We start from the raw sequence: 19831 nt of genomic DNA on the forward strand, positions 1-19831 counted from the left end.
CCGAGGGCGACCTGGACCGGGCCCAACGGGGTGGGCAAGACCAGCCTGCTCGAGTCGCTCGTGCATCCGGCCACGGCGCGGGCCGACCTGGCTTCGGCCATGGCGCTCACCGACCGGGTCGGTTACCTCGGCCAGCGGCTCGACGCGCTCGACGAAGTGGCGAGCGCCCTGGCACAGCTGCTGGTGCTGGACGAACCGACGAACAACCTGGACCGGCAGAGCCTCGACCAGCTGGTGGCGGCGCTCGGCTCCTACCGGGGCGGGCTGCTCGTGGTCAGCCACGACGACGTCTTCCTCGGCCGACTCGGCCTCACCGACCGGCTCAGCCTCGATTCGGCCGGTCAGATCACCGAGGAGGACCCGTCCGCCCAGCCGGCGTGAGCGCCGAAGGCCGTGGGCGGGCGGGGTCCGGGCCGGCCAGGGCGGTGAACGCGGCGGCGGCGGCGGGGTTGTCGGCGGGGAACTCGCTGCGGAATCGGCGCGTGGCGACCCCGGCCTCATAGGAGGCGAACTCGACGTCGAAGCCGGTGCCCAGCTGCACGGCCACGCGCAACGCCAGGGCCACCCCCTCGGCCGTGAACGCGCTCGCGAGGGCGGGACTCTGCCAGCCGAAGTCGGCGTCGAGGGAGTCGTAGTAGCCGATCTCCCAGCGGATTAGGTCGCTCACCAGGGCGCCGTCCAGGAACGAGGCGGCATAGTCGACCGGCTCCGGGAACCAGAGCACCGAGCCGGCGTAATCCGGGAGCAGGCGCACCACCGACCCGGCCCCTGCGCCCGGCCGGCCGAATGCGCCCCGTGGCGGTGGCCTGTGCGGCATGATCGCGCTCTCCCCCTGAGTCTGTTCGGCCTCCACGCTCGAAGCCCCCACTCTTAGAATTTCAGGTGAACGCCGCCAGTGCAATTTGAGCCGCCGCGGTGTCGTTTACGATTCAGTGATGACGGACGCGACGAAGCCCACCGATGACCCCCAGACGCAGACACGCAGCGGCCGGGTCCGCGGCTTGTGGCGCGGACCGTCCGCGGTGTTCCTGGGCATCCCGTTCGCCGCCCCGCCGGTGGGCGAGCACCGGTTTCTCGCGCCGGCTCCCGTTCCGCCGTGGTCGGGCGTGCGCGACGCCCTCGCCTATGGACCCACCCCGCAACGGCGGGAGTCCGCCACGGTCACGACGATCCCGGAGCCCTCGGTGCCCGGCGACGGCATCCTGTGCCTGAACGTGTTCACCCCCGCCCCCGGCCCCGGCGACCCCGGCCTGCCGGTGCTCGTCTGGATCCACGGCGGCGGCTATGCGGCCGGTTCGCCGGCGAGCCCGTGGTACGACGGCGCCGCGTTCAACCGCGACGGCGTGGTGGTCGTCACGATCGCCTACCGGCTGGGTTTCGAGGGGTTCGGCTGGATCGACGGCGCCCCCCTGAACCGCGGCATCCTCGACCAGCTCGCCGCGTTGGAGTGGGTGCGTGACAACATCCGCGAGTTCGGTGGCGACCCGGCGCGGGTGACCGTTGGCGGCCAGTCCGCCGGTGGCGGCAGTGCGCTGGCGTTGCTCGCCTCACCTCGCGCAACCGGGCTGTTCGCCGGTGTCATCGCCCAGTCGGCCCCTGCCTACGGGCTCACCGCCGCGGAGGCCGAGGTCGTCGGCCGGCGCTTCGCCGCCAGCCACGGGGTCACGCCCGACCTGGCCGGCTGGCGCACCGTGCCGGCGGAGGCGATCCTCGACGCGGAGCCGGGCGCGCAACTGACCGGCGCCGGCATCCTGCACCCCACGATGCCGCTCGATGCGGTGACCAGGGCGGCCGCCGACCCGGATGCCGACATCACGGGCATTCCATTCGCCCCCACCGTCGACGGCGACGTCGTGGTGGCGCTCGGCGCCGCGATCGCCGCCGGCCGGGGCGCCGGCGTGCCGTTGCTGATCGGCACGACGGCGCACGAGTTCACCTTCCCCGCTGCGGAGAGCCTCGACAGCGTCGTGGCTGCCCTGGCGGCTGGCGGCGTTCCTCCCACCGGAGTCACCGGATTCCGAACCGCGGTGGCCCGGATCGGCGACTCGTTCGGGCGCGGTCAGCTCAGCACCGCGGTGCTGTTCCGGCAGCCGACCCTGACCACGGCCCGGCTGCGCGCCGCGCACGGCGCGGCCGGCACCACCTGGCTGTACGACTTCGCCTTCCGGGCGCCGGTCACGGGCCTGTCCGGGCACTGCATCGACCTGCCCTTCGCCTGGGACCTGCTCGGTGCGGCCGGCGTGGCCGCATCCGTCGGCGACGCCCTGCCCCAGGAGTTGGCGGACGACATGCACGCCGCCTGGGTGCGGTTCATCCGCGACGGCGATGCCGCCTGGCCGCCGGTCGGTACCCAGCCGCACGGGGCCCAGCGCTTCGACACCCGGTCGGGCTACGACCCCGACGCGTACGCGTTCGAAGCGGCGCTGGCCGGTCTAGTGCCCGCTGGTGCTGACGACGGGAGTGTCGGCGCAGGTGGAGCTGTGGGCGAGGGCGACCCGGCGGTCGTCGGAGGGCAGGGCTGACTCCACCGCCGTGTACCCGTTCATCGCGGTGAGCCCATCGGTGGAGACGGTGATGCCCGTGGACATCAGCGCATAGGTGTCGTCCCGGTTTTCGGACACCTGCAGCCCGTTCAGTTCCAGGCCGCCCTCCATCTCCAGGCACCCGACCCCGGTGCCGAAGCCGCGCAGGTTCTGCATGTCGAAGGTGTACGGCCGGGCGTCGACGCCGATCGGCGTGACGAAGTCGCAGTCCACCAGGGCGTGCAGCACGGCGCCCCGGCCGTCGTCGAGAACCGTCACCACCACCCCGTTGTGCAGCTGCGCGGTCCAGCCGCTGTGCGAGTTGGCGCCGGCCAGGTTGTCGGGCAGGGCGATGGTGGCACCGGATGCGGTCGTGATGCCGTACACGAACGGCACCGTGGCTTCCGAGTACCACTCGGTGTCGTTCTTCCCGTCGCCGTCGACGTCGGCGATCTCGGCGGTGACCGCGCCCTCCGGAACGGAGCCCTCGGTGGCCGGGCACCCCTGGGGTTCGGTGGTGGCGGACGCCGTGGGGGCGGAGGTGGCCGCCGCTTCGGTGTCGCCGAGCTGGGCCGTCGCCGACGCGCCCCCGGCAGCTCCCATGGCGGAGCATCCGCTCAGTGCGAGCGCCAGAAGGGCGACGACAACGGAAGACCGGCCTACGATCCTGGCTGTGTGGTGAACAGATGACATCAATGCGATGGTACCCACGTTGACTGGGCGCCCTCCGTGTGAACGGCGTGTATTCGGGGACGATTGCCAGCGAGCGGCGCGGGCCGGCCGTCTGCGGTGCGTGTTAGCGTGCCCGCATGAAGCAGAAAGAGCTCTTCCTCCAGGCGGATGCCGCGTTGCGCTCCGTCATCGACCGGATCTCCCCCGACCGGCTCGACCAGCCCGCTCCGGCCGAGTGGTCGCTGACGCCCAACCCGACCCTGCGCGACATCCTGGCCGCACACGCGCGCGACGAGGCCTGGGTGCCCGACGTGCTCCTCGGCCGCACCATCGAGGACGCGGGCGGGACCTACGACGGCGACCTGCTCGGTGACGACCCGATCGGCCGGTACGACCGGCTCAACGACCTTGCCACGGCGGCCGTGAACGAGGACCTCAACCCCGACAAGACCGTGCACATGAGCTACGGCGACTACCCGCTGAGCGAGTACCTGGAGCACATCAGCATCTACCGGGCGTTCCAGGCCTGGTCGATCGCCCGGCAGCTCGGCTGGGACTACGCGCTGCCGGAGTCGTTGGTGGAGCTGCTCTGGGACGTGATCGGGCCGCACGTCGACGACTTCCGGGCGATGGGGGTCTTCCCGCCCGAGATCGACGCACCGGCCGGCGCCGACCGGGAAACCCAGCTGCTCTGCCGGGTGGGCTACTGGATGCCGGCGAGCTGACCGGACCGTCGGCCCCGGCGGGCCTGGTCGGTCAGGGTGACTACCACCACGAAGACGCAGAGGGCGGCGATGAGGACCACGAGCGCGGTCACGCCCAGGGTGCCCGCCGCCAGTGGCAGGAGCAGCACGACCGCGGCCGCCGGCAGGATCACTGCCGGCCGGATCCGAGACCGGGTCTCAAGCACCGCGTGCACCGCCCAGAGCAGCAGCAGGAAGATCCCCACCGGCAGGGCGACGGCGTAGCCCAGCGCCACCCGGGGAACGTCCAGGTGGTGCCCGGCGTCGGCGACTGCCACCTCGAGCCCCGCGCCGAGGGCGGCCAGGGCGGCGAACACCCCGTAGTGGCCATAGCCCCAGAGGTAGGACCGGCCGCGTTTGACGGAGAGCCCCTCCCCCGCCGGCTCCAGGAAGTACAGCCACCAGAGGGCGAACAGGGCCACGAGTGCGGCCGAGGACACGAGCACCAGGTTGCCGCTGACACCGCCGGCGGCCAGGGCATCCTGCACGCCGAGGGTGGCCGCCAACACGCTCTCGCCGAGCAGGATGATGGTGAACAGGCCATACCGCTCCGCGATGTGGTGCGGGTGCCAAAGGGTCGACCCGGTGCGCTCCGCCCAGAACGGCACGGCGAGCTCCAGCGCCACGAGCAGCAGGAACGACGCCACCCCCAGCTCCTCCGGCAGGGCCAGCCGGGCCAGCCAGCCGAGTTGCACGGCGCTCACGCCGGCCGCGTACCGCCAGGCCGTCGCCCGGCTCTCCGCGTGCTCGAAGCCGGCCCGCAGCCACTGCGCCACCAGCCCGATCCGCATGATCAGGTACCCAGGGTGATCGCGCGGAAGTCCTGGTCGTCGAACGCGGCCGGCACCCCGGCCGCCAGGACCAGCACGCCGCCCATCTGCAGCATGGTGAGCAGCCGGTCGGGCACGTCATCGGTGTCGTACGCCGAAGCGAACCAGGTGAAGTTCATCCAGGCCCACCAGATGGCGAAGAACACCATGAGGAACGGGCCGACCGCTTCGGCGCCGTGACCGCCCTCGATGCCGTGCGCCAGTTGCACCACCAGCTGCGCGACCGCCACCACGAAGGTGAGGTCGAAGAGCAGCTCCAGCGGGCTGGCGGCCCGGTGCGATTCGGCCGTGTTCCGCGCGGTCATCCGCCGGTGAACCCTGAAGCCGCTCACATCCGTCATTCGCACAGCCTAGAGGGATGTGCCGGCCTCCCGGTGGTTCAGGAGCGCACCAGGCGGGCGATGGCGTCGCCGGCTTCCTTGAGCTTGAGTTGCGCCTCGTCGCCGCCGGTGGCGACGGCGTCGACGACGCAGTGGCTGAGGTGGTCATTGAGCAGGCCGAGGGCCACCGACTGGAGGGCGCTGGTCATGGCCGAGACCTGGGTGAGGATGTCGATGCAGTACTTGTCGTCGGTGACCATGCCCTGCAGGCCGCGCGCCTGGCCCTCGATGCGGCGTAGCCGCTTGAGGTAGTCGTCCTTGTTGGAAATGTAGCCGTGCGGGCCGTCGTGGGTGTGCTCGGCGGGGTGCTTTGCGGCGGTGACGGTCGTCATCATGTGCTCCTGGCTGTCGGTTTTCGGATACCCCCTCACGGTATCACTGATATGAGATACAGTACCCGGAAGGGGTACTGCCGGCCGGCAGCATCCGTTTCGTCAGGGAAGGCACCACCATGACCCACAGCGACAGCACCACCACCCACTACCTCGTCACCGGAATGACCTGCGGGCACTGTGTCACCAGCGTCATCGAGGAGGTCTCGCTGGTTCCCGGCGTGCACCAGGTCACCGTTGAACTCCTGGTCGGTGCCGCCAGCACGGTGCACGTCACCAGCGCCACGGCGCCCGCCATCGCCGACATCCGTGCGGCCATCACCGAGGCCGGCTACTCCCTGACGGACTCTGCCAGCGAGGACCCCGCAGCGTGAGCGACCCCGTCGACCTCCTGGTCGGCGGCATGACCTGCGCTTCCTGCGCCGCGCGCATCGAGAAGAAGCTCAACCGTCTGCCCGGAGTGGAAGCCACGGTGAACTACGCCACCGACAAGGCCACCGTGCGCCTGCCGGCGGGCACCAGCGTCGACGACGCCATCGCCACGATCGTGGCCACCGGCTACACCGCACGACTGCCCGCCCCGCCCGCCGAGACAATTCCGGTGGTTCTGGATGCCGAGACCCTGGCCCTGCGCCAGCGGCTGCTGGTCTCCACCGCCCTCGCCGTGCCGGTGACGCTACTCTCGATGGTTCCCGCCCTGCAGTTCACCAACTGGCAGTGGCTCGCCCTGATGCTCGCCGCCCCGGTGGCGGTCTGGGGCGCCTGGCCATTCCACCGCGCCGCCGCACTGAACGCCCGCCACGGCGCCGCCAGCATGGACACCCTGATCAGCGTCGGCGTGCTGGCCGCATTCGGCTGGTCGCTCTATGCCCTGTTCCTCGGCGACGCCGGCATGACCGGCATGACCATGGAATTCAGCTTCAGCATGACCGGCAGTGGGTCCACCGAGATCTACCTCGAGGTCGCCGCCGCCGTGACCGTGTTCATCCTGGCCGGGCGCTACTTCGAGGCCCGCGCCAAGACCCGCTCGGGCGCCGCCCTCACGGCGCTGGTGAACCTCGGCGCGAAAGATGTCGCGGTGCTGCGCGGCGCGCCGGGCACCGCCCTCGAACGGCGCATCCCGATCGGCGAGCTCGTCGTCGGCGATGTCTTCGTGGTGCGGCCGGGCGAGAAGGTCGCCACCGACGGGGTCGTCGTCGACGGCGCCTCCGCCATCGACACCAGCCTGCTCACCGGCGAGGCCGTACCCGTCGAGGTGGGGCCGGGCGACACCGTCGTGGGCGCCACCGCCAACTCGGGCGGCCGCCTCACCGTGCGCGCCACCCGGGTGGGCGCCGACACCGAACTGGCCCGCATCGGCCGGCTCGTGGAGCAGGCCCAGTCGGGCAAGGCCCCGGTGCAGCGGCTCGCCGACCGGGTGTCGGCGGTCTTCGTGCCCATCGTGTTCGTCATCGCGCTGGGCACCCTCGTCACCTGGCTGGCCCTCGGCGCCGGCGCGGAGCAGGCGTTCACCGCCGCCGTGGCCACCCTGATCATCGCCTGCCCGTGCGCCCTGGGCCTGGCCACGCCCACCGCACTGCTGGTGGGCACCGGCCGCGGCGCCCAGCTCGGCATCTTGATTCGCGGACCGCAGACCCTGGAATCCACCCGCAAGGTCGACACCATCGTGCTCGACAAGACCGGCACCGTCACGACCGGGCGGATGGCGTTGCTCGGCGTGCACGTCGGGGCCGGGGTATCCGCGGGCACCGCCGACGGCCCCGCGGGTGCGACCGCCGAAACCGAGCTGCTGCGGCTGGCCGGCGCGGCCGAGGCCGGCTCCGAGCATCCGATCGGTCTCGCCATCACGAACGGCGCGACCGACCGCGCCGGGGTGTTGCCGGCCGCTACCGCCTTCGCCTCGGCGCAGGGCTTCGGGGTGCAGGCGAGTGTCGAGGGTCACCTGGTGCTCGTGGGCCGGCCGCGCTGGTTGGCCGACGAGTGGCAGGTGACGCTGCCGGCCGACCTCGCCGCGGCCCTGGCCGGCATAGAGGCGCGCGGGCAGACCGCCGTGGCCGTGGCCTGGGATGGCGCCGCCAAGGGCATCCTCGCCGTCGCCGACGAAGTGAAGCCCACGAGCGCCGCCGCCGTGGCCCAACTGATCGCGCTCGGCCTCACCCCGATGCTGCTGACCGGCGACAACCCCACCGTGGCGCGGGCCGTGGCGGACCAGGTGAGCATCACCGAGGTCTTCGCCGGGATGCTGCCCGCCGACAAGGTGGCCAGGGTGCAGAGCCTGCAGGCCGCCGGGCACGTGGTGGCGATGGTGGGAGACGGCGTGAACGATGCTGCCGCGCTGGCCGCCGCCGACCTGGGCATCGCCATGGGCACCGGCACGGATGTGGCGATCGAGGCCAGCGACATCACCCTGGTGCGGGCTGACCTGCTCGCCGTGGCGGACGCCATCCGGTTGTCGCGGCGCACCCTTGGCACCATCAAGGCCAACCTGTTCTGGGCGTTCGCCTACAACGTGGCGGCGATCCCGCTGGCCGCCCTCGGCCTGCTCAACCCGCTGATCGCGGGCGCGGCGATGGCGTTGTCGTCGGTCTTCGTGGTGAGCAACAGCCTGCGCCTGCGCGGCTTCCGGCCCGCCGTGAGCGACGCGCGCTGAGCCCGGCCGCACACGCGAAAAGCCACTTAGCGTCCTGTGAAGGGGCCCCAACTGTCATCTCACCGATGCCCCCCGCGGGAGATGCCACTTCAGGCCACTTAGAGTTCCGTGAAGGGACCCCAACTGTCATCTCGGAAGAGCGAGCCGCTCTGCGGGGCACAGCCAACCACATCCCGCCCCCAGCAAGTACTGGACGGCACCCGACAGAAACTCAACGCTGCGGGCGCGCCCGAGGCGGCGTCTATCCGCGGGGGCGCATGCTCAGCTGCACGGCTGCCGCGGCGATGAGCATCAGCACCACGGCGATGATCGACGTGACGCCCACTCCGCTGTCGAACGCCGCCCTGGCGGACTGGGTGAGCGCGGCGGCCTGCGCGGCCGGCAGTTCCCCGGCCACGCCGAGCGCGCCACCGAGGGTCTCGCCGGCCTGGGCGGCCTGGCCGCGGCCGAGCCCGTCGGGCAGCACCACACCAGCCCGGTATGAGGCCGCCAGGATCGCGCCGAGCACGGCCGTGCCCAGCACCGCACCCAGTTCGTAGGCGGTCTCCGAGACACCGGCGGCCGCGCCGGCCTTCTCCGGCGGCACCGAGCTGATGATGGTGTCGTTGGAGATGGTCTCGGCCGAGCCGACGCCCACCGAGAGAATGCCGAACGCGAGCATCACGACGCCGGCGCTGAGGTTGTCCCGCAGCAGCACGATCAGGCCGAAGCCGCCGGCGGAGAGCAGGATCCCCGCCACGATCACCACCCGCGGCGGGACCCGCCGCACCACGTAGGCGGAGGCTAGGCCGGCAGCGACGGAGAGGAGCGCGCCGGGCAGCAGCAGCAGTCCGGCGGCGAGCGGGTCGAGGCCGAGCACGAGTTGCAGGTGCTGTGACACGAAGAAGAGGAAGCCGACCAGGCTGAACACGGACAGGAAGTTCGCCAGCACCGACCCGGCGAACGGGGCGTGCCGGAACAGGCCCAGGTCAAGCAGCGGGTTGTCGATCCGCCGCTGCCGGCGCAGGAACAGCGCCCCGGCGACGAGGCTGAGCCCCAACGCGCCCAGACCGGGGGCGCCGACGCCGTCGTGGGCGAGGGTCTTGATCGCGAACACCAGCGGCGCGAGGGTGAGCAGCGACAGCGCGACGCTGACCAGGTCGATGCCCAGCGGCGCCGGGTCCTTCGACTCCGGGATGAGGACCCCGGCGAGAGCGACGAGCGGCAGCAGGAACGGCACCGCGATGAGGAACACCGCGCCCCAGGCGAAGTGTTGCAGCACGACACCGCCGACGATCGGCCCGAGGCTCGAGCCCGCGGCGAACGCGCCGGCCCAGATCGCGATGGCCAGGGTGCGCTGGCGGGCATCCCGGAACATGCTGCGCAGCAGCGACAGGGTGGAAGGCATGATCATGGCGCCGAAGAAACCCATCACCGCCCGGGCGGCGATCAGCAGCTCGGCGGTGGGCGCGAAGGCGGCGGCGACCGAGACCACGACGAAGCCCGTGGCGCCGAGCAGCAGCAGCCGGCGGCGGCCGACGCGGTCACCGAGGGCACCCATCGCAACGAGCAGGCCGGCGAGCACGAGCGGGTAGATGTCCACGATCCAAAGCAGCGTGGTGCTGCTCGGGCGCAAATCCAGGCTGATGGCCGGCAGGGCGAAGCTGAGCACTGTGTTGTCGACCGAGATCAGCAGCACTGGAAGCATCAGCAGCAGCAGGCCCAGCCACTCCCGACGGCCGGCACGGGGCGCCACGGTTGGGGTGTGGGTACGGATGCTGTCGATGGTGCTCATGTCAACCTGGCTGCAGAACGGGTTCCGAAGAACACTTATTTTACTGCACCATTGGGTACAGCAGAAACGACTATACCAGCAAGTACAGTAAAGTGGGGATCATGGCCCAACACCGTGACAGCGCCCGCGAGAGCATCCTCACCGCGTTCCAGGAACTCATCATCGGAACGAGCGGTTCCGGCGCCTCCCTGGACGCCGTGGCCAAGGCCGCCGGGGTCACCAAGGGCGGCCTGCTCTACCATTTCGGATCCCGAGACGGCCTGGAGAGCGCCCTCATCGACCGGCTCGAGACTCTCGCCGGCCTCGAATACGAGCGGATGCGCATGGCTCCACAGGGAGCCGCCGCGTACTACGTGAGCCTGGCGGAGTACGTCAACAGCCCGCTGGACCGGGCGATGCTCGCCGGCGGCACCCTGGCCCGCGGCAACCCGCGGGCCCGCAGTGTGGTCGTCGAGATGCGCCGGCGCTATTTCGACATCCTCAACGCCGACCTGAACGATGCCGAACTCGCCCGCGCGACCATGCTGCTCACCGACGGCCTGTATTACGACGCGACGACGATCGGCACCCCGTTCGACGACGAACTCGACATCCCCGCATTCCTGGCCCGTGTGCTTCCGCGAGCACGACCCTAGGCCGCCTGGGCGACCTCTGCGGCGGTCGTGGCGCGGAAGAGGGACGCCAGGAGGAGTGGCAGCTGGGCGGCGGGGGAACCCGGCGCCTCCGGGTGCCACTGCACCCCGACGATGGGGACGTCGCGGTGCTCGACGGCTTCGACCAGGCCGTCGGGTGCGGTCGCCACGGGCACCAGCCCGGCGCCGAGGCGGCCCACGCTCTGGTGATGGGCGCTCTGCACGGAGATGCGGGTGTCGCCCAGCGCCGCGGCGAGCTCACTGGAGGCGAGCAGGGTGACGTCGTGGGTGGAGAGGCTCTCGTCGATGGGCACGCCCGCGTTGCGGTGGATGCCGTCGTCGAGGTGTTGCACGATGTCGCCGCCGAGTGCCACGTTGATGATCTGCAGGCCGCGGCAGATGCCCAGCAGGGGCGTGCCCCGGTCGGCGGCGCGCTGCACGAGCGCGATCTGACCCTCGTCGGCGTCGCTGAAGTGGATGGTCTCGCCTTCGTAGCCGGCCTGGGCGCCGTAGAAACGCGGGTCGATGTCTTCGCCGCCGACGATCACGACGGCGTCGGCCGAATCGGTCAGGTCGAGCAGGGCGGCGGGGTCGAGGTCGGCGGCGGCCAGGCGCACGACGGTCCAGCCGCCGTTCGTGCCGGCATCCGCGACGGTGGCGTTAAGGGTCTGCACCTTGGCGTGGTACGCGGGGCGGTCGGGCCGGCTGCGGGTGACCTCGACAACGGCGAGGGTGGGCCGGGCGGTCATCGCGGCGAGATCGTGGGTGGTCATTCTCGCCTCCGTGACGGGGAATGGGTGCGGACGCGGACGGTTGCCGCTGTTCCCAGTGTGCCTGAGGCCGCCGCCGCGGCGCCGGCCGGCGGTAACAGAGTGCAACAGTCCGGCAGGCGGGGTTCCTAGCCGCTGCTGGCCCGGGGTCCTATGCTCGATGGGAATCTGCCGCACGTGACGGCAGCTCTAGGAAGTGGACCCCATGCAGCCAGGCCGCCCGCGCATCCGACCGACGATCACCCGGATCGCCGCCCGCACGGCGGTGTTCGCGGCGGCCATCGGGCTGGTCAGCGCCGGCCTGGTGGGCGCCGGTCTCGGCGCTCCGCTGCCGGCCAGGGCGGACGACCCGGTGCAATTCGAGGAGAGCCACATCTTCGACAGTGTCGGCGCCCTCGGCGACCGGGAGCCGGAGGTGGCGCAGGCCCTCGACGAGCTCTTCGCCGACACCCAGGTCGACCTGTACGTGGCCTATGTGTCGAGCTTCGACGGGGTGGATGACACGTCGACCTGGGCCGACCAGACCGCCGTCGACAACGGGTTCGGCGACAACGACGTGCTGCTGGCCGTGGCGACCGACGACCGGCAGTACCAGCTGTCCGTGGCGAGCGATTTCGTGCTCGACGACGCGCAGCTCAGTGAGGTGCAGAACACCGCGATAGAACCGTCGCTGCGCGAGAACGACTGGGCCGGCGCCGCGATCAACGGCGCCACCGCCCTGCAGCAGAGCGTGGACGGCGAACCGCTCTCCGCCCCGGTGATCACACCGGGCGAGGCCACCACCACCGGCTCCGGCGGCCTGCCCGGCTGGGTGGGCCTGCTGCTGGCTCTGGTGGTGCTGGCCGTGATCGTCACCATCGTGATCCTGTTGGTGCGCCGCCGCGGGAAGTCCCCCGCGGTCCGGCCAGGCACCGGCGCGCCGGAGGTGCCGACGGCGGAGCTGAAGCGGGAGGCATCCAGCGCGCTCATCGAGACCGACGACGCGATCAAGACCAGCGGCCAGGAGGTAGGCTTCGCCGTCGCGCAGTACGGGGCGGCGGCGGCCGAACCGTTCCAGGCGGCGGTGAGCACCGCAGCGGGCAAGCTGAGCGAGGCGTTCACCCTGCAGCAGCGCCTGGACGACGCCGAACCCGACACCGAGGAGCAGGTGCGAGCCTGGTACCGCCAGATCATCACCCTCTGCGCCGAGGCCAACCACGCCCTGGACGAGCAGGCCGAGGACTTCGACCAGCTGCGCCAGCTGGAGGCCAACGCACCGACCGCCGCGGCCGAGCTGGAAACCGAGCTGGCCGCCATCGACGCCCGGCTCGACGAGGCCGAAGCGGGCGTGGAAGCCCTCGCCGGCCGGTACACCGCCGCGGCGCTGGACACCGTCGCCGACAACCCCGATCAGGCCGCCGAACGGCTCACTTTCGCCACCAACGCGCTGGCGGAGGCGCGCGCGCGGCTCACCGCCGGCGATGCGAGCGCCGCGGCCGTGGGCATCCGGGCCGCGGAGGAGGCCGTGGACCAGGCGAAGCTGCTCGTCGACGCGGTTCACCGGCTGGCCGCCGACCTCGAGCAGGTGGAGGCCGGCATCCCGGCGATCCTGGCCGACCTCGACTCCGATCTGGTCACCGCCCGCGGGCTCCCCGCCGGTGCCGGCAACGCGGTTCCCGGCGTCGCCCTGCAGACCGAGCAGGTTCTCGCCGACGTGCGTTCCCGCCTGGCCGCGCCGCCGATCAACCCGATCGAGCTGGTGCAGAAACTCGAGGCGGCGAACGTCAATATGGATGCTGCCCTCCAGGGTGCCCGGGACGCCGCGCTGCAGGCGCAGCGCCTGAACCAGGCGCTGAACCAGAGCATGCAGGCCGCCCGCAGCCAGGTGTCGGCGGCGGACGACTTCATCACCGCCCGGCGCGGCGCGGTGGGGGCCGAGGCCCGCACCCGACTGGCCGAGGCCGCCCGGCTGACGGCGCAGGCCGAATCACTGGTCGCGAGCGACTCGGCCGCGGCCCTGGCGGTCTCCCAACGGGCCGGATCCCTGGCCGCCGAGGCGACGGCCATGGCCCGGCGCGACGTGGATGGGTTCTCCACCGACGACGATGACGACTTCAGCGACTTCTTCGGCGGTGGCGGCACCAGCCGGCGCGGCGGCAGCAATGGTTCGATGGGCGCCGTGCTCGGCGGCATCCTGATCGGCCAGATCCTCGGCGGCGGCGGGGGCGGTGGCGGCTTCGGCGGCGGCGGAGGCGGCGGAGGCGGTGGCGGCTTCGGCGGGATGGGCGGTGGCGGCCGACGCAGCAGCGGTGGCGGCTTCGGCGGTGGCGGCTTCCGGCCCGGCAGCTTCGGCGGCGGCGGCACCCGCGGCCGGCGCGGCGGCGGCGGCCGCTTCTAGCCTTCCCGGCGAGTTGCCGGTTGGCGCCCCTCGCCGCCCGGTGAGGGGGCACGAAGTGGCAACTTAGGTGTCCCCGCGGCGGCGAGATGCCAGTTGGGGCCCATTGCGCACCCGGGCAGGGGCCTCAAGTGGCATCTCGCGGGTCGCCGGCTCAGCGGTCGAGGGCGAACAGGGGCGGCGCGGGGATGTCCAGCGTCAGGTCGGCGAGGATGCGGCCGACGGTGGGGGTGAACTTGAAGCCGTGGCCGGAGAACCCGGCGCCGACGATCACGGGGCCGCGCCGGTCCAGCACGAAATTCGAGTCCGGGCTGGTCGTGTAGGTGCAGCTGATCTCGGTGAAGACGTCCGGGTCGGCGCCGGGCAGCCATTCGCGGGCGTAGCGGCGCAGCGCCAGCAGCTGCTCGGGCTCCGAGGTGAATGTGCGGTGGTCGGGGTCCACGACCGGGCCCACCCCGTGCCAGCCGGCCTTGATGCCCTCGCCGGGGGTGTGCATGCCGTAGACCGGGGAGCGCCAGTATTCGTAGCCGGGGGTGCCCGGCCGGTAGCCGTGGTTGAAGCCCGGCCAGACGAAGCTGGTATCCAGCGCGGCGAAATGCGCCGGCTGCTCCTGCGTGACCACCAGGCGCGGCACCGGCAGCAGCCCGTCGAGCAGTGAGCTGGTCCACGCGCCGAGCGTGACGATCACCCGCCGCGCCTGGAAGAGTTCGGTGTCGGTGTCCACGAGCACGCTCTCGTCGCCCTGCACGGTGATCCGGGTCGCGGGCCTACCGTGCTCGATCCGGGCGCCGCGCCGGGCTGCGGCACGCTGCAGGGCGTCGACCGACGCATTCGCGTTCACCCGGCCGGCCTCCGGCGTGTAGAGCACCTCGGTGTCGAAACGGATGCCCGGCCAGCGCTCCTGCGCGGCGGCGACGGAAAGCATCGTCGGGTCGAAGCCCACCCCGCTGAGGGCGGCGTGTACCTCGGCGAACGGCTGGCCCTGGCCGTGATTGACAAGGCCCACCTGGTCGAGCAGCCGGGTGTCGGTCTCGTCCTCGAGTTCGCGCCACAACTGCAACGCCTCCACGAGCATGGCCACGTAGGTGGGGTCCGAGTAACTGAGGTTGAAGTTGCGGGAGGCACCGTGCGAAGCGCCGTTGGTGTGGCCGGACGCGAACCGTTCGAGCAGGATGACCTCGCGGCCGCGGCGGGCGAGCTCCCAGGCGGCCGCCGAGCCCATCGCTCCCCCGCCGAGGATCAGGGTGTCGACACGGGTGGTCATGCGGGCAGCATCCGTTCGTAGCACTTGGAGAACCAAATCGCCTCGTACGGCGGGTAGATGGGGATGGCCCGGTGGCCGAGGTGTTCGTAGAGGCGCACCGCCTCTGGCTGCCGGTCGCCGGTCTGGAGGATCAGGCGCGGGGCGCCTCGGTCGGCTGCCGCGTCCTCGACGGCGCGGATGAGCGCCTTGCTCAGGCCACGGCCCCGGTAGTCCGGCAACGTGACGAGGCGCTTGAGCTCGTATTCCGAGCCGAGCATGCGCAGGGCGGCGTGCGCGGCGGGCACGCCGTCGACCGTGGCGATCAGCGTGACCACCATGGTCTCCGGGTCGATGGTGAACGTCGCGGCGCGGGCGGCGGCATCCGCCGCGTCGGGGTTCTCGAAGCGGTCCGCGTACCGAGGCATGATCTCGTCGTCCATGGCCGCCCGGAGCGCGACGGCCCGCGGGTCGGTCCAGTCGACGGTGTGGAGCTGCACAGTCATCCGAGCACCTCCCGCACGGTGAAGTCGAGGGCGGCGACGGTGAGGGCGATCGAGTCGACGTCGATGCGTTCGTCGTTGCCGTGGAAGAGCATCCGGAAGGTGCCGTAGTCCCAGCGTGGGCTGAGCAGGCCGAAGCCGTAGGCGGGGATGCCGCGGCGCCGGTAGAACCGGGCGTCGGAGCCGCCGACGCTGAGCACCGGCAGCAGGTCGGCGTTCGGGTAGGCGCGGGCCACGGCCGAGCTGAGCGCGGCGAACAGGGGCGTGTCCACGGGCGAGCGGGTGGCGCCCTCGAAGCTCTCGCCGACGATGTCGATGTCGACCATCAGGTCGCCCAGCGCCTGCCGGAGGTACGCGTCCACATTCACGGCGTCGACGCCAGGCAGCACCCGGATGTCCAACTCGACCGTGGCCATCGACGGGATGACGTTCTGCTTGTCGCCGGCGCGCACGATGTTGGGCGAGATGGTGGTGTGGCTGGAGGCGTGCGCAAACCCGGCCAGGCTGCCCAGCTCGTGCACGGCACCGTCGATGCCGGCCGGGTCGACCAGCCGGGCGGAAAGCTCAGCGGACAGACCCAGCACGCTCACGTAGTGCCGCCAGTCGTCCGTGATCTGCACGGGCGCCTCGAAGCGGGCCAGCCGCATCACGGCCTCCGCCGCGGTCACGGCGGCGTTGCGGGCACCCCACGGTGCGGAGCCGTGCCCCGGGGTGCCGTGCACCACCAGGCGGCGGCCGGCGATGCCCTTCTCGCCCACCGTGGTGGTGATCGACGGCCGCACGCCCACGGGCGCCCCACCGGATTCGGTGAGCACGAAGTCGGCGTCGATCAGGTCGAGCCGGTGCTCGGTGAGCCAACCCACACCGTACCGGCTGCCGCTCTCCTCGTCGGCGACCGCCGCGAAGATCAGGTCGCCGCGCGGCCGGAAGGCCCCGGTGGCGAGGTCCCGGATCACGACGGCGTAGCTGGCGGTGAGGTAGAGCATGTCGAGGGCCCCGCGGCCCCAGATCTCACCGTTGACGAGCTCGGCGCCGAACGGGTCCCGGCTCCAGCCGTCCCGGTCCACCGGCACCACGTCGATGTGGCCGACCAGCGCGAGCGACGGCGCATCCGGGTCGGTGCCGCGGATGCGCGCGATCAACGATGCGCGCCCCGGGTGCGGTTCCACGATCTCGATGTCGAGCCCGGAGCCGGCAAAGAACCCCTCCAGGGTGCGGACGCTGCGGATCTCACCGCCGGAGTCTGCGGTGCCGTCGTTGACGCAGGCGTTGCGGATGAGGTCGCGCAGCAGGTCGACGGTCTGGCGGGTGAGGACATCCGGATCGGTCATCAGCGCACCATTCCCGCCAGGCTCTCGGCGAACTCGTCCAGGATCGCGCGGCCAGCCGGCCAGGCTCCGAGGTTACTGGCGCTGTTGATGTGCCCGATGCGGCCCACCTCGACGAAGCCGGCACCCCAGGAGGTCGCCAACTTGCGCGCGATGCCGAGCGCGCACAAGCGGTCATCGGCGCTGGCCACGACCAGGGCCGGGGTGCCCAGCACCGTCGGTTCGGCGGCCCGGAAGGTGCCGGCGACCGCAGGGAACTCGGCGCCGAACCGGTCGGGCGGGGCCACCAGCAGGGCGCCGCGCACCCGGCCGGGGTTCCGGGCCAGCCAGGCGGCGGCGGCCAGGCAGCCGAGGCTGTGCGCCACGATGATGGTGTCGGGCGAGTCGACGGCCGCGTCGATCGCGGCGATCCAGTCGTCGAGGTCGGGTTCGTCCCACGATGCCGGGCTGATCCGCACGGCATCGCTCTGCGTCGCCTCCCAGCGGGTCTGCCAATGCTTCTGATTGGAGTTGTTGATGCCCGGCACGATCGTCAGGCTCAGGGGGGTCGGCATGGTGGTGATCCTCGACGGTCGTATCGGCTGGGCGTATCGGCGTGTGGAAACACACTAGCCGTCGCAGGGAAGCTGCCGATGAATCGGGCGGATGTGGAGGTGAACGCGGTAGTTTCTTAGCGTTGACCCCTTTGAAAGGACACTCACATGACCAAGCAGTCGATCTTCGGCCGCATCGCCCAGCTCACCAAGGCGAACATCAACGCTCTGCTGGACTCGGCGGAAGACCCCCAGAAGATGCTCGACCAGATGGTGCGTGACTTCACCAACAGCATCGCCGACGCCGAAAGCGCCATCGCCGAGACCATCGGCAACCTCCGCCTGCTCGAAGACGACCACCGCGAAGACGTGCAGGCGGCCGGCGAGTGGGGCCGCAAGGCCCTGGCCGCCAGCCGCAAGGCCGACGAGCTGCGTTCGGCCGGCAACACCGTCGACGCCGACAAGTTCGACAACCTCGCCAAGGTCGCCCTGGGCCGTCAGCTGACCAGCGAGAACGAGGCCAAGGCGGCCGAACCGCAGATCGCGAGCCAGACGGCCATCGTCGAGAAGCTCAAGACCGGCCTGAACACGATGAAGACCAAGCTGGGCCAGCTCACCGCCAAGCGCAGCGAGCTCATCGCCCGGTCGAAGACCGCGGCCGCGCAGTCCCAGGTGATGGATGCCGTGAAGAGCATCGACATGCTGGATCCCACCAGCGAGGTCAGCCGGTTCGAAGACAAGATCCGCCGTGAAGAGGCCAAGGTGCGCGGCGCCAGCGAGCTGGCCGAGTCCAGCCTCGACGCGCAGTTCGAAAGCCTCGACGACCTCGGCGAACTCACCGAGGTGGATGCCCGTCTCGCCGCGCTGAAGTCCGGCACGCCCTCTTCGATCGAGCAGTAACGTCCTTCGTCACACGGCGTCATCTGAACGGCCACGGGAAGCTCCCGTGGCCGTTCTGTATTGTTCCCTGCATGACTACTCTCGGAATCATCGGTGCCGGTAACATCGGCAGCCAGCTCGCCCGCCTCGGCGTGGCCAACGGATACGACGTCGTGGTGAGCAACTCCCGCGGCCCCGCAACCCTCGAAGCACTGGTCGAGGAGCTCGGGCCACGCGCCCGCGCCGCCCTCCCGGCCGAAGCCGCGACGGCCGGTGACCTGGTCATCGTCACCATTCCGCTCCACCAGATCCACACGCTGCCGACGGCCGAACTGGCCGGCAAGCTCGTCATCGACACCAACAACTACTACCCCCAGCGAGACGGCGCCATCGTCGCCCTCGACGAGGAGACCACCACCACGGCCGAGCTGCTGCAGGACCTGCTGCCGGATGCCCGGGTCGTGAAGGCGTTCAACCACATCTACGCCGCCGATCTCACCACGGATGGCTTGCCCGCCGGCACCGCGGAGCGCCGCGCCCTGGTCATCGCCGGCAACGACCCCGAGGCCCGCGACTCCGTCGCGGCGCTGCTGGACGATTTCGGCTTCGACACCGTCGACCTCGGCCCGCTCAATGAGGGCTGGCGCATCCAGCGCGACACCCCGGGCTACGGCCCGCGCCTGGCCGCGTTCGAGCTGCGTGAGGCCGTCAGCACGGCCATCCGCTACCGCGACATGCAGCAGGCCGTGTAGCGCCTGACCCGCGAATTGGCGGATGCGCCGGGCAGGGACACAGGAGCATACTGAGGTGGTGTCCCCCAACTACGTGGTCGTCCCGCAGTGGCAAGGTTCTGTTTCACCCCGCGCGATGCGCCTCGTTGACGGGGCGGAGGCGATCAAGGGCGACCTGCCGTACTCGGTCACCTACCCGGTCGATGTACCCGCCGAGGCCGGCGATTCGCTCGACACCGGCGTGCACCGCTACTCCTCGCTGTTGACCGTGCGGGACCGGCAGCTGGCCGTGCTGCGCACCAGCTCCGAACCGGTGCTCACCATCGGCGGCGACTGCGGGGTCTCCTGCGGCGCGGTCGAGCACGCCTCCCGGCTGCACCCGGGCGACATCGCCCTGGTCTGGTTCGACGCGCATCCCGACCTGCACTCCAGCGAGTCCTCGCAGTCCGGCGGCTTCGGCGGCATGGTGCTGCGCGCCATCCTCGGTGAGGGAGTCGATGGGCTCGCCCTCGACGCGGATGCCCGCATCACGCCCGACCGGGTGGTGCTGGCCGGCGTGCGCGACGTCGACCCGGCCGAGGACGTCTTCATCACCGAACACGCCATCCCGCTGATACCGGTGGAGAGTTTCGGCAGCCCGGATGCCCTCGTCGCCGCCGTGAAACGCACCGGAGCGGCGCACATCTACCTGCACATCGACCTGGACGTGCTCGACCCGGCCACCATCGTGGGCCTGTCGAACATCTACCCGTTCGGCCTGGCCGTGGAGGCCCTCACCGGCGCGATCATGGCGCTGCGCGCCGAGTTCGCCCTGGCCGGCGCCACCATCGCGGGCTTCGCGCCGTCCTCTGCCGAGGCCGCGAACGACGACCTGCCCAGCATCCTGCGCATCATCAGCGCGCTCACCCGCTGACCCTCGCCGATCGAAGGAGATCGAC

The 19831-nt window shown here is 71.4% G+C and carries 21 protein-coding genes; 10 read left to right on the top strand and 11 right to left on the bottom strand.

The annotated features are described in order from the left end of the window. Window positions 1-30 precede the first annotated feature (30 nt). Entirely contained in the window at window positions 31-381 is a 351-nt protein-coding gene (locus JWP54_RS12950) for a hypothetical protein (RefSeq protein WP_297372840.1), read from the top strand. Here the strand turns inward: JWP54_RS12950 and JWP54_RS12955 are convergent. After that, entirely contained in the window at window positions 347-757 is a 411-nt protein-coding gene (locus JWP54_RS12955) for a hypothetical protein (RefSeq protein ID WP_297372724.1), read from the bottom strand. The two genes, JWP54_RS12950 and JWP54_RS12955, sit on opposite strands and share 35 nt — an antisense overlap. A 178-nt stretch (window positions 758-935) precedes the next feature. Here JWP54_RS12955 and JWP54_RS12960 point away from each other — a divergent pair, with 178 nt between their 5' ends. Beyond that, entirely contained in the window at window positions 936-2522 is a 1587-nt protein-coding gene (locus tag JWP54_RS12960; RefSeq protein ID WP_297372726.1) for a carboxylesterase family protein, read from the top strand. On the opposite strand, the gene JWP54_RS12965 is transcribed toward JWP54_RS12960, so the two are convergent. Further along, entirely contained in the window at window positions 2433-3125 is a 693-nt protein-coding gene (locus JWP54_RS12965) for a hypothetical protein (RefSeq protein WP_297372728.1), read from the bottom strand. The genes JWP54_RS12960 and JWP54_RS12965 overlap by 90 nt on opposite strands. Before the next feature lie 206 nt (window positions 3126-3331). Here JWP54_RS12965 and JWP54_RS12970 point away from each other — a divergent pair, with 206 nt between their 5' ends. Beyond that, on the top strand, window positions 3332-3919 hold the full coding sequence (locus tag JWP54_RS12970; RefSeq protein WP_297372730.1) for a hypothetical protein: 588 nt from the start codon (window positions 3332-3334) through the stop codon (window positions 3917-3919). Here JWP54_RS12970 and JWP54_RS12975 read toward each other — a convergent pair. Genes JWP54_RS12975 through JWP54_RS12985 form a run of 3 tightly spaced genes read right to left on the bottom strand, consistent with a single transcriptional unit; the run spans window position 3898 to window position 5479 of the window. Then, on the bottom strand, window positions 3898-4728 hold the full coding sequence (locus JWP54_RS12975; RefSeq protein ID WP_297372732.1) for a low temperature requirement protein A: 831 nt from the start codon (window positions 4726-4728) through the stop codon (window positions 3898-3900). The two genes, JWP54_RS12970 and JWP54_RS12975, sit on opposite strands and share 22 nt — an antisense overlap. Before the next feature lie 2 nt (window positions 4729-4730). Next, window positions 4731-5108, bottom strand: a complete 378-nt coding sequence (locus JWP54_RS12980; protein WP_297372734.1) for a low temperature requirement protein A — start codon at window positions 5106-5108, stop codon at window positions 4731-4733. Window positions 5109-5146: 38 nt separating this feature from the next. Further along, the gene (locus tag JWP54_RS12985) at window positions 5147-5479 is read right to left on the bottom strand and encodes a metal-sensitive transcriptional regulator (RefSeq protein ID WP_297372736.1); all 333 of its coding nucleotides are present in this window, start codon (window positions 5477-5479) and stop codon (window positions 5147-5149) included. Between the two features lie 119 nt (window positions 5480-5598). Here JWP54_RS12985 and JWP54_RS12990 point away from each other — a divergent pair, with 119 nt between their 5' ends. Both JWP54_RS12990 and JWP54_RS12995 read left to right on the top strand, forming a co-directional pair. Continuing rightward, window positions 5599-5853: a heavy-metal-associated domain-containing protein gene (locus tag JWP54_RS12990; protein ID WP_297372738.1), complete on the top strand. Its 255-nt coding sequence runs from the start codon at window positions 5599-5601 to the stop codon at window positions 5851-5853. Between the two features lie 29 nt (window positions 5854-5882). Next, window positions 5883-8129: a cation-translocating P-type ATPase gene (locus JWP54_RS12995; RefSeq protein ID WP_297372836.1), complete on the top strand. Its 2247-nt coding sequence runs from the start codon at window positions 5883-5885 to the stop codon at window positions 8127-8129. 241 nt (window positions 8130-8370) lie between these two features. Here the strand turns inward: JWP54_RS12995 and JWP54_RS13000 are convergent, their stop codons facing one another. After that, complete coding sequence (locus JWP54_RS13000; RefSeq protein ID WP_297372740.1) at window positions 8371-9903, bottom strand: MFS transporter; 1533 nt, start codon at window positions 9901-9903, stop codon at window positions 8371-8373. A gap of 101 nt (window positions 9904-10004) precedes the next feature. Here JWP54_RS13000 and JWP54_RS13005 point away from each other — a divergent pair, with 101 nt between their 5' ends. Beyond that, on the top strand, window positions 10005-10538 hold the full coding sequence (locus tag JWP54_RS13005; protein ID WP_297372741.1) for a TetR/AcrR family transcriptional regulator: 534 nt from the start codon (window positions 10005-10007) through the stop codon (window positions 10536-10538). Here the strand turns inward: JWP54_RS13005 and JWP54_RS13010 are convergent. Next, the gene (locus JWP54_RS13010; protein ID WP_297372742.1) at window positions 10535-11308 is read right to left on the bottom strand and encodes a gamma-glutamyl-gamma-aminobutyrate hydrolase family protein; all 774 of its coding nucleotides are present in this window, start codon (window positions 11306-11308) and stop codon (window positions 10535-10537) included. The genes JWP54_RS13005 and JWP54_RS13010 overlap by 4 nt on opposite strands. A gap of 202 nt (window positions 11309-11510) precedes the next feature. Here JWP54_RS13010 and JWP54_RS13015 point away from each other — a divergent pair, with 202 nt between their 5' ends. Further along, window positions 11511-13682: a TPM domain-containing protein gene (locus tag JWP54_RS13015; RefSeq protein WP_297372745.1), complete on the top strand. Its 2172-nt coding sequence runs from the start codon at window positions 11511-11513 to the stop codon at window positions 13680-13682. Between the two features lie 151 nt (window positions 13683-13833). On the opposite strand, the gene JWP54_RS13020 is transcribed toward JWP54_RS13015, so the two are convergent. From JWP54_RS13020 to JWP54_RS13035, 4 genes are read right to left on the bottom strand one after another with little or no spacing between them, the layout of a single operon-like run. Next, window positions 13834-14943 carry an FAD-dependent oxidoreductase gene (locus JWP54_RS13020; RefSeq protein ID WP_297372747.1) on the bottom strand — a complete coding sequence of 370 codons (1110 nt, stop codon included), beginning with the start codon at window positions 14941-14943 and terminating at the stop codon, window positions 13834-13836. Next, entirely contained in the window at window positions 14940-15425 is a 486-nt protein-coding gene (locus tag JWP54_RS13025; RefSeq protein WP_297372749.1) for a GNAT family N-acetyltransferase, read from the bottom strand. Before JWP54_RS13025 ends, JWP54_RS13020 begins: the two co-directional genes overlap by 4 nt. Then, on the bottom strand, window positions 15422-16753 hold the full coding sequence (locus JWP54_RS13030) for a M20/M25/M40 family metallo-hydrolase (RefSeq protein ID WP_297372751.1): 1332 nt from the start codon (window positions 16751-16753) through the stop codon (window positions 15422-15424). The genes JWP54_RS13025 and JWP54_RS13030 overlap by 4 nt, the downstream gene beginning before the upstream one ends. Next, window positions 16753-17304, bottom strand: a complete 552-nt coding sequence (locus tag JWP54_RS13035; RefSeq protein ID WP_297372754.1) for an alpha/beta hydrolase — start codon at window positions 17302-17304, stop codon at window positions 16753-16755. Before JWP54_RS13035 ends, JWP54_RS13030 begins: the two co-directional genes overlap by 1 nt. 147 nt (window positions 17305-17451) lie before the next feature. Here JWP54_RS13035 and JWP54_RS13040 point away from each other — a divergent pair, with 147 nt between their 5' ends. The 3 genes from JWP54_RS13040 to JWP54_RS13050 all read left to right on the top strand — a co-directional run bounded on the left by JWP54_RS13040 (window position 17452) and on the right by JWP54_RS13050 (window position 19806). Continuing rightward, window positions 17452-18183, top strand: a complete 732-nt coding sequence (locus JWP54_RS13040) for a PspA/IM30 family protein (RefSeq protein WP_297372756.1) — start codon at window positions 17452-17454, stop codon at window positions 18181-18183. 71 nt (window positions 18184-18254) lie between these two features. Then, window positions 18255-18914 carry an NADPH-dependent F420 reductase gene (locus JWP54_RS13045; RefSeq protein ID WP_297372758.1) on the top strand — a complete coding sequence of 220 codons (660 nt, stop codon included), beginning with the start codon at window positions 18255-18257 and terminating at the stop codon, window positions 18912-18914. A gap of 115 nt (window positions 18915-19029) precedes the next feature. Further along, the gene (locus JWP54_RS13050; RefSeq protein ID WP_297372760.1) at window positions 19030-19806 is read left to right on the top strand and encodes an arginase family protein; all 777 of its coding nucleotides are present in this window, start codon (window positions 19030-19032) and stop codon (window positions 19804-19806) included. Window positions 19807-19831 lie beyond the last annotated feature (25 nt).

The organism is Cryobacterium sp., assembly GCF_025463825.1.
Lineage (GTDB): Bacteria > Actinomycetota > Actinomycetes > Actinomycetales > Microbacteriaceae > Cryobacterium.

Excerpts from the sequence above, each read along its gene's own strand:
- JWP54_RS12960 (WP_297372726.1), top strand. The coding sequence starts at position 936 with ATGACGGACGCGACGAAGCCCACCGATGACCCCCAGACGCAGACACGC.
- JWP54_RS12965 (WP_297372728.1), bottom strand. The coding sequence starts at position 3,125 with ATGGGAGCTGCCGGGGGCGCGTCGGCGACGGCCCAGCTCGGCGACACC.
- JWP54_RS12970 (WP_297372730.1), top strand. The coding sequence starts at position 3,332 with ATGAAGCAGAAAGAGCTCTTCCTCCAGGCGGATGCCGCGTTGCGCTCC.
- JWP54_RS12975 (WP_297372732.1), bottom strand. The coding sequence starts at position 4,728 with ATGCGGATCGGGCTGGTGGCGCAGTGGCTGCGGGCCGGCTTCGAGCAC.
- JWP54_RS12980 (WP_297372734.1), bottom strand. The coding sequence starts at position 5,108 with ATGACGGATGTGAGCGGCTTCAGGGTTCACCGGCGGATGACCGCGCGG.
- JWP54_RS12985 (WP_297372736.1), bottom strand. The coding sequence starts at position 5,479 with ATGACGACCGTCACCGCCGCAAAGCACCCCGCCGAGCACACCCACGAC.
- JWP54_RS12990 (WP_297372738.1), top strand. The coding sequence starts at position 5,599 with ATGACCCACAGCGACAGCACCACCACCCACTACCTCGTCACCGGAATG.
- JWP54_RS12995 (WP_297372836.1), top strand. The coding sequence starts at position 5,883 with ATGACCTGCGCTTCCTGCGCCGCGCGCATCGAGAAGAAGCTCAACCGT.
- JWP54_RS13000 (WP_297372740.1), bottom strand. The coding sequence starts at position 9,903 with ATGAGCACCATCGACAGCATCCGTACCCACACCCCAACCGTGGCGCCC.
- JWP54_RS13005 (WP_297372741.1), top strand. The coding sequence starts at position 10,005 with ATGGCCCAACACCGTGACAGCGCCCGCGAGAGCATCCTCACCGCGTTC.
- JWP54_RS13010 (WP_297372742.1), bottom strand. The coding sequence starts at position 11,308 with ATGACCACCCACGATCTCGCCGCGATGACCGCCCGGCCCACCCTCGCC.
- JWP54_RS13015 (WP_297372745.1), top strand. The coding sequence starts at position 11,511 with ATGCAGCCAGGCCGCCCGCGCATCCGACCGACGATCACCCGGATCGCC.
- JWP54_RS13020 (WP_297372747.1), bottom strand. The coding sequence starts at position 14,943 with ATGACCACCCGTGTCGACACCCTGATCCTCGGCGGGGGAGCGATGGGC.
- JWP54_RS13025 (WP_297372749.1), bottom strand. The coding sequence starts at position 15,425 with ATGACTGTGCAGCTCCACACCGTCGACTGGACCGACCCGCGGGCCGTC.
- JWP54_RS13030 (WP_297372751.1), bottom strand. The coding sequence starts at position 16,753 with ATGACCGATCCGGATGTCCTCACCCGCCAGACCGTCGACCTGCTGCGC.
- JWP54_RS13035 (WP_297372754.1), bottom strand. The coding sequence starts at position 17,304 with ATGCCGACCCCCCTGAGCCTGACGATCGTGCCGGGCATCAACAACTCC.
- JWP54_RS13040 (WP_297372756.1), top strand. The coding sequence starts at position 17,452 with ATGACCAAGCAGTCGATCTTCGGCCGCATCGCCCAGCTCACCAAGGCG.
- JWP54_RS13045 (WP_297372758.1), top strand. The coding sequence starts at position 18,255 with ATGACTACTCTCGGAATCATCGGTGCCGGTAACATCGGCAGCCAGCTC.
- JWP54_RS13050 (WP_297372760.1), top strand. The coding sequence starts at position 19,030 with ATGCGCCTCGTTGACGGGGCGGAGGCGATCAAGGGCGACCTGCCGTAC.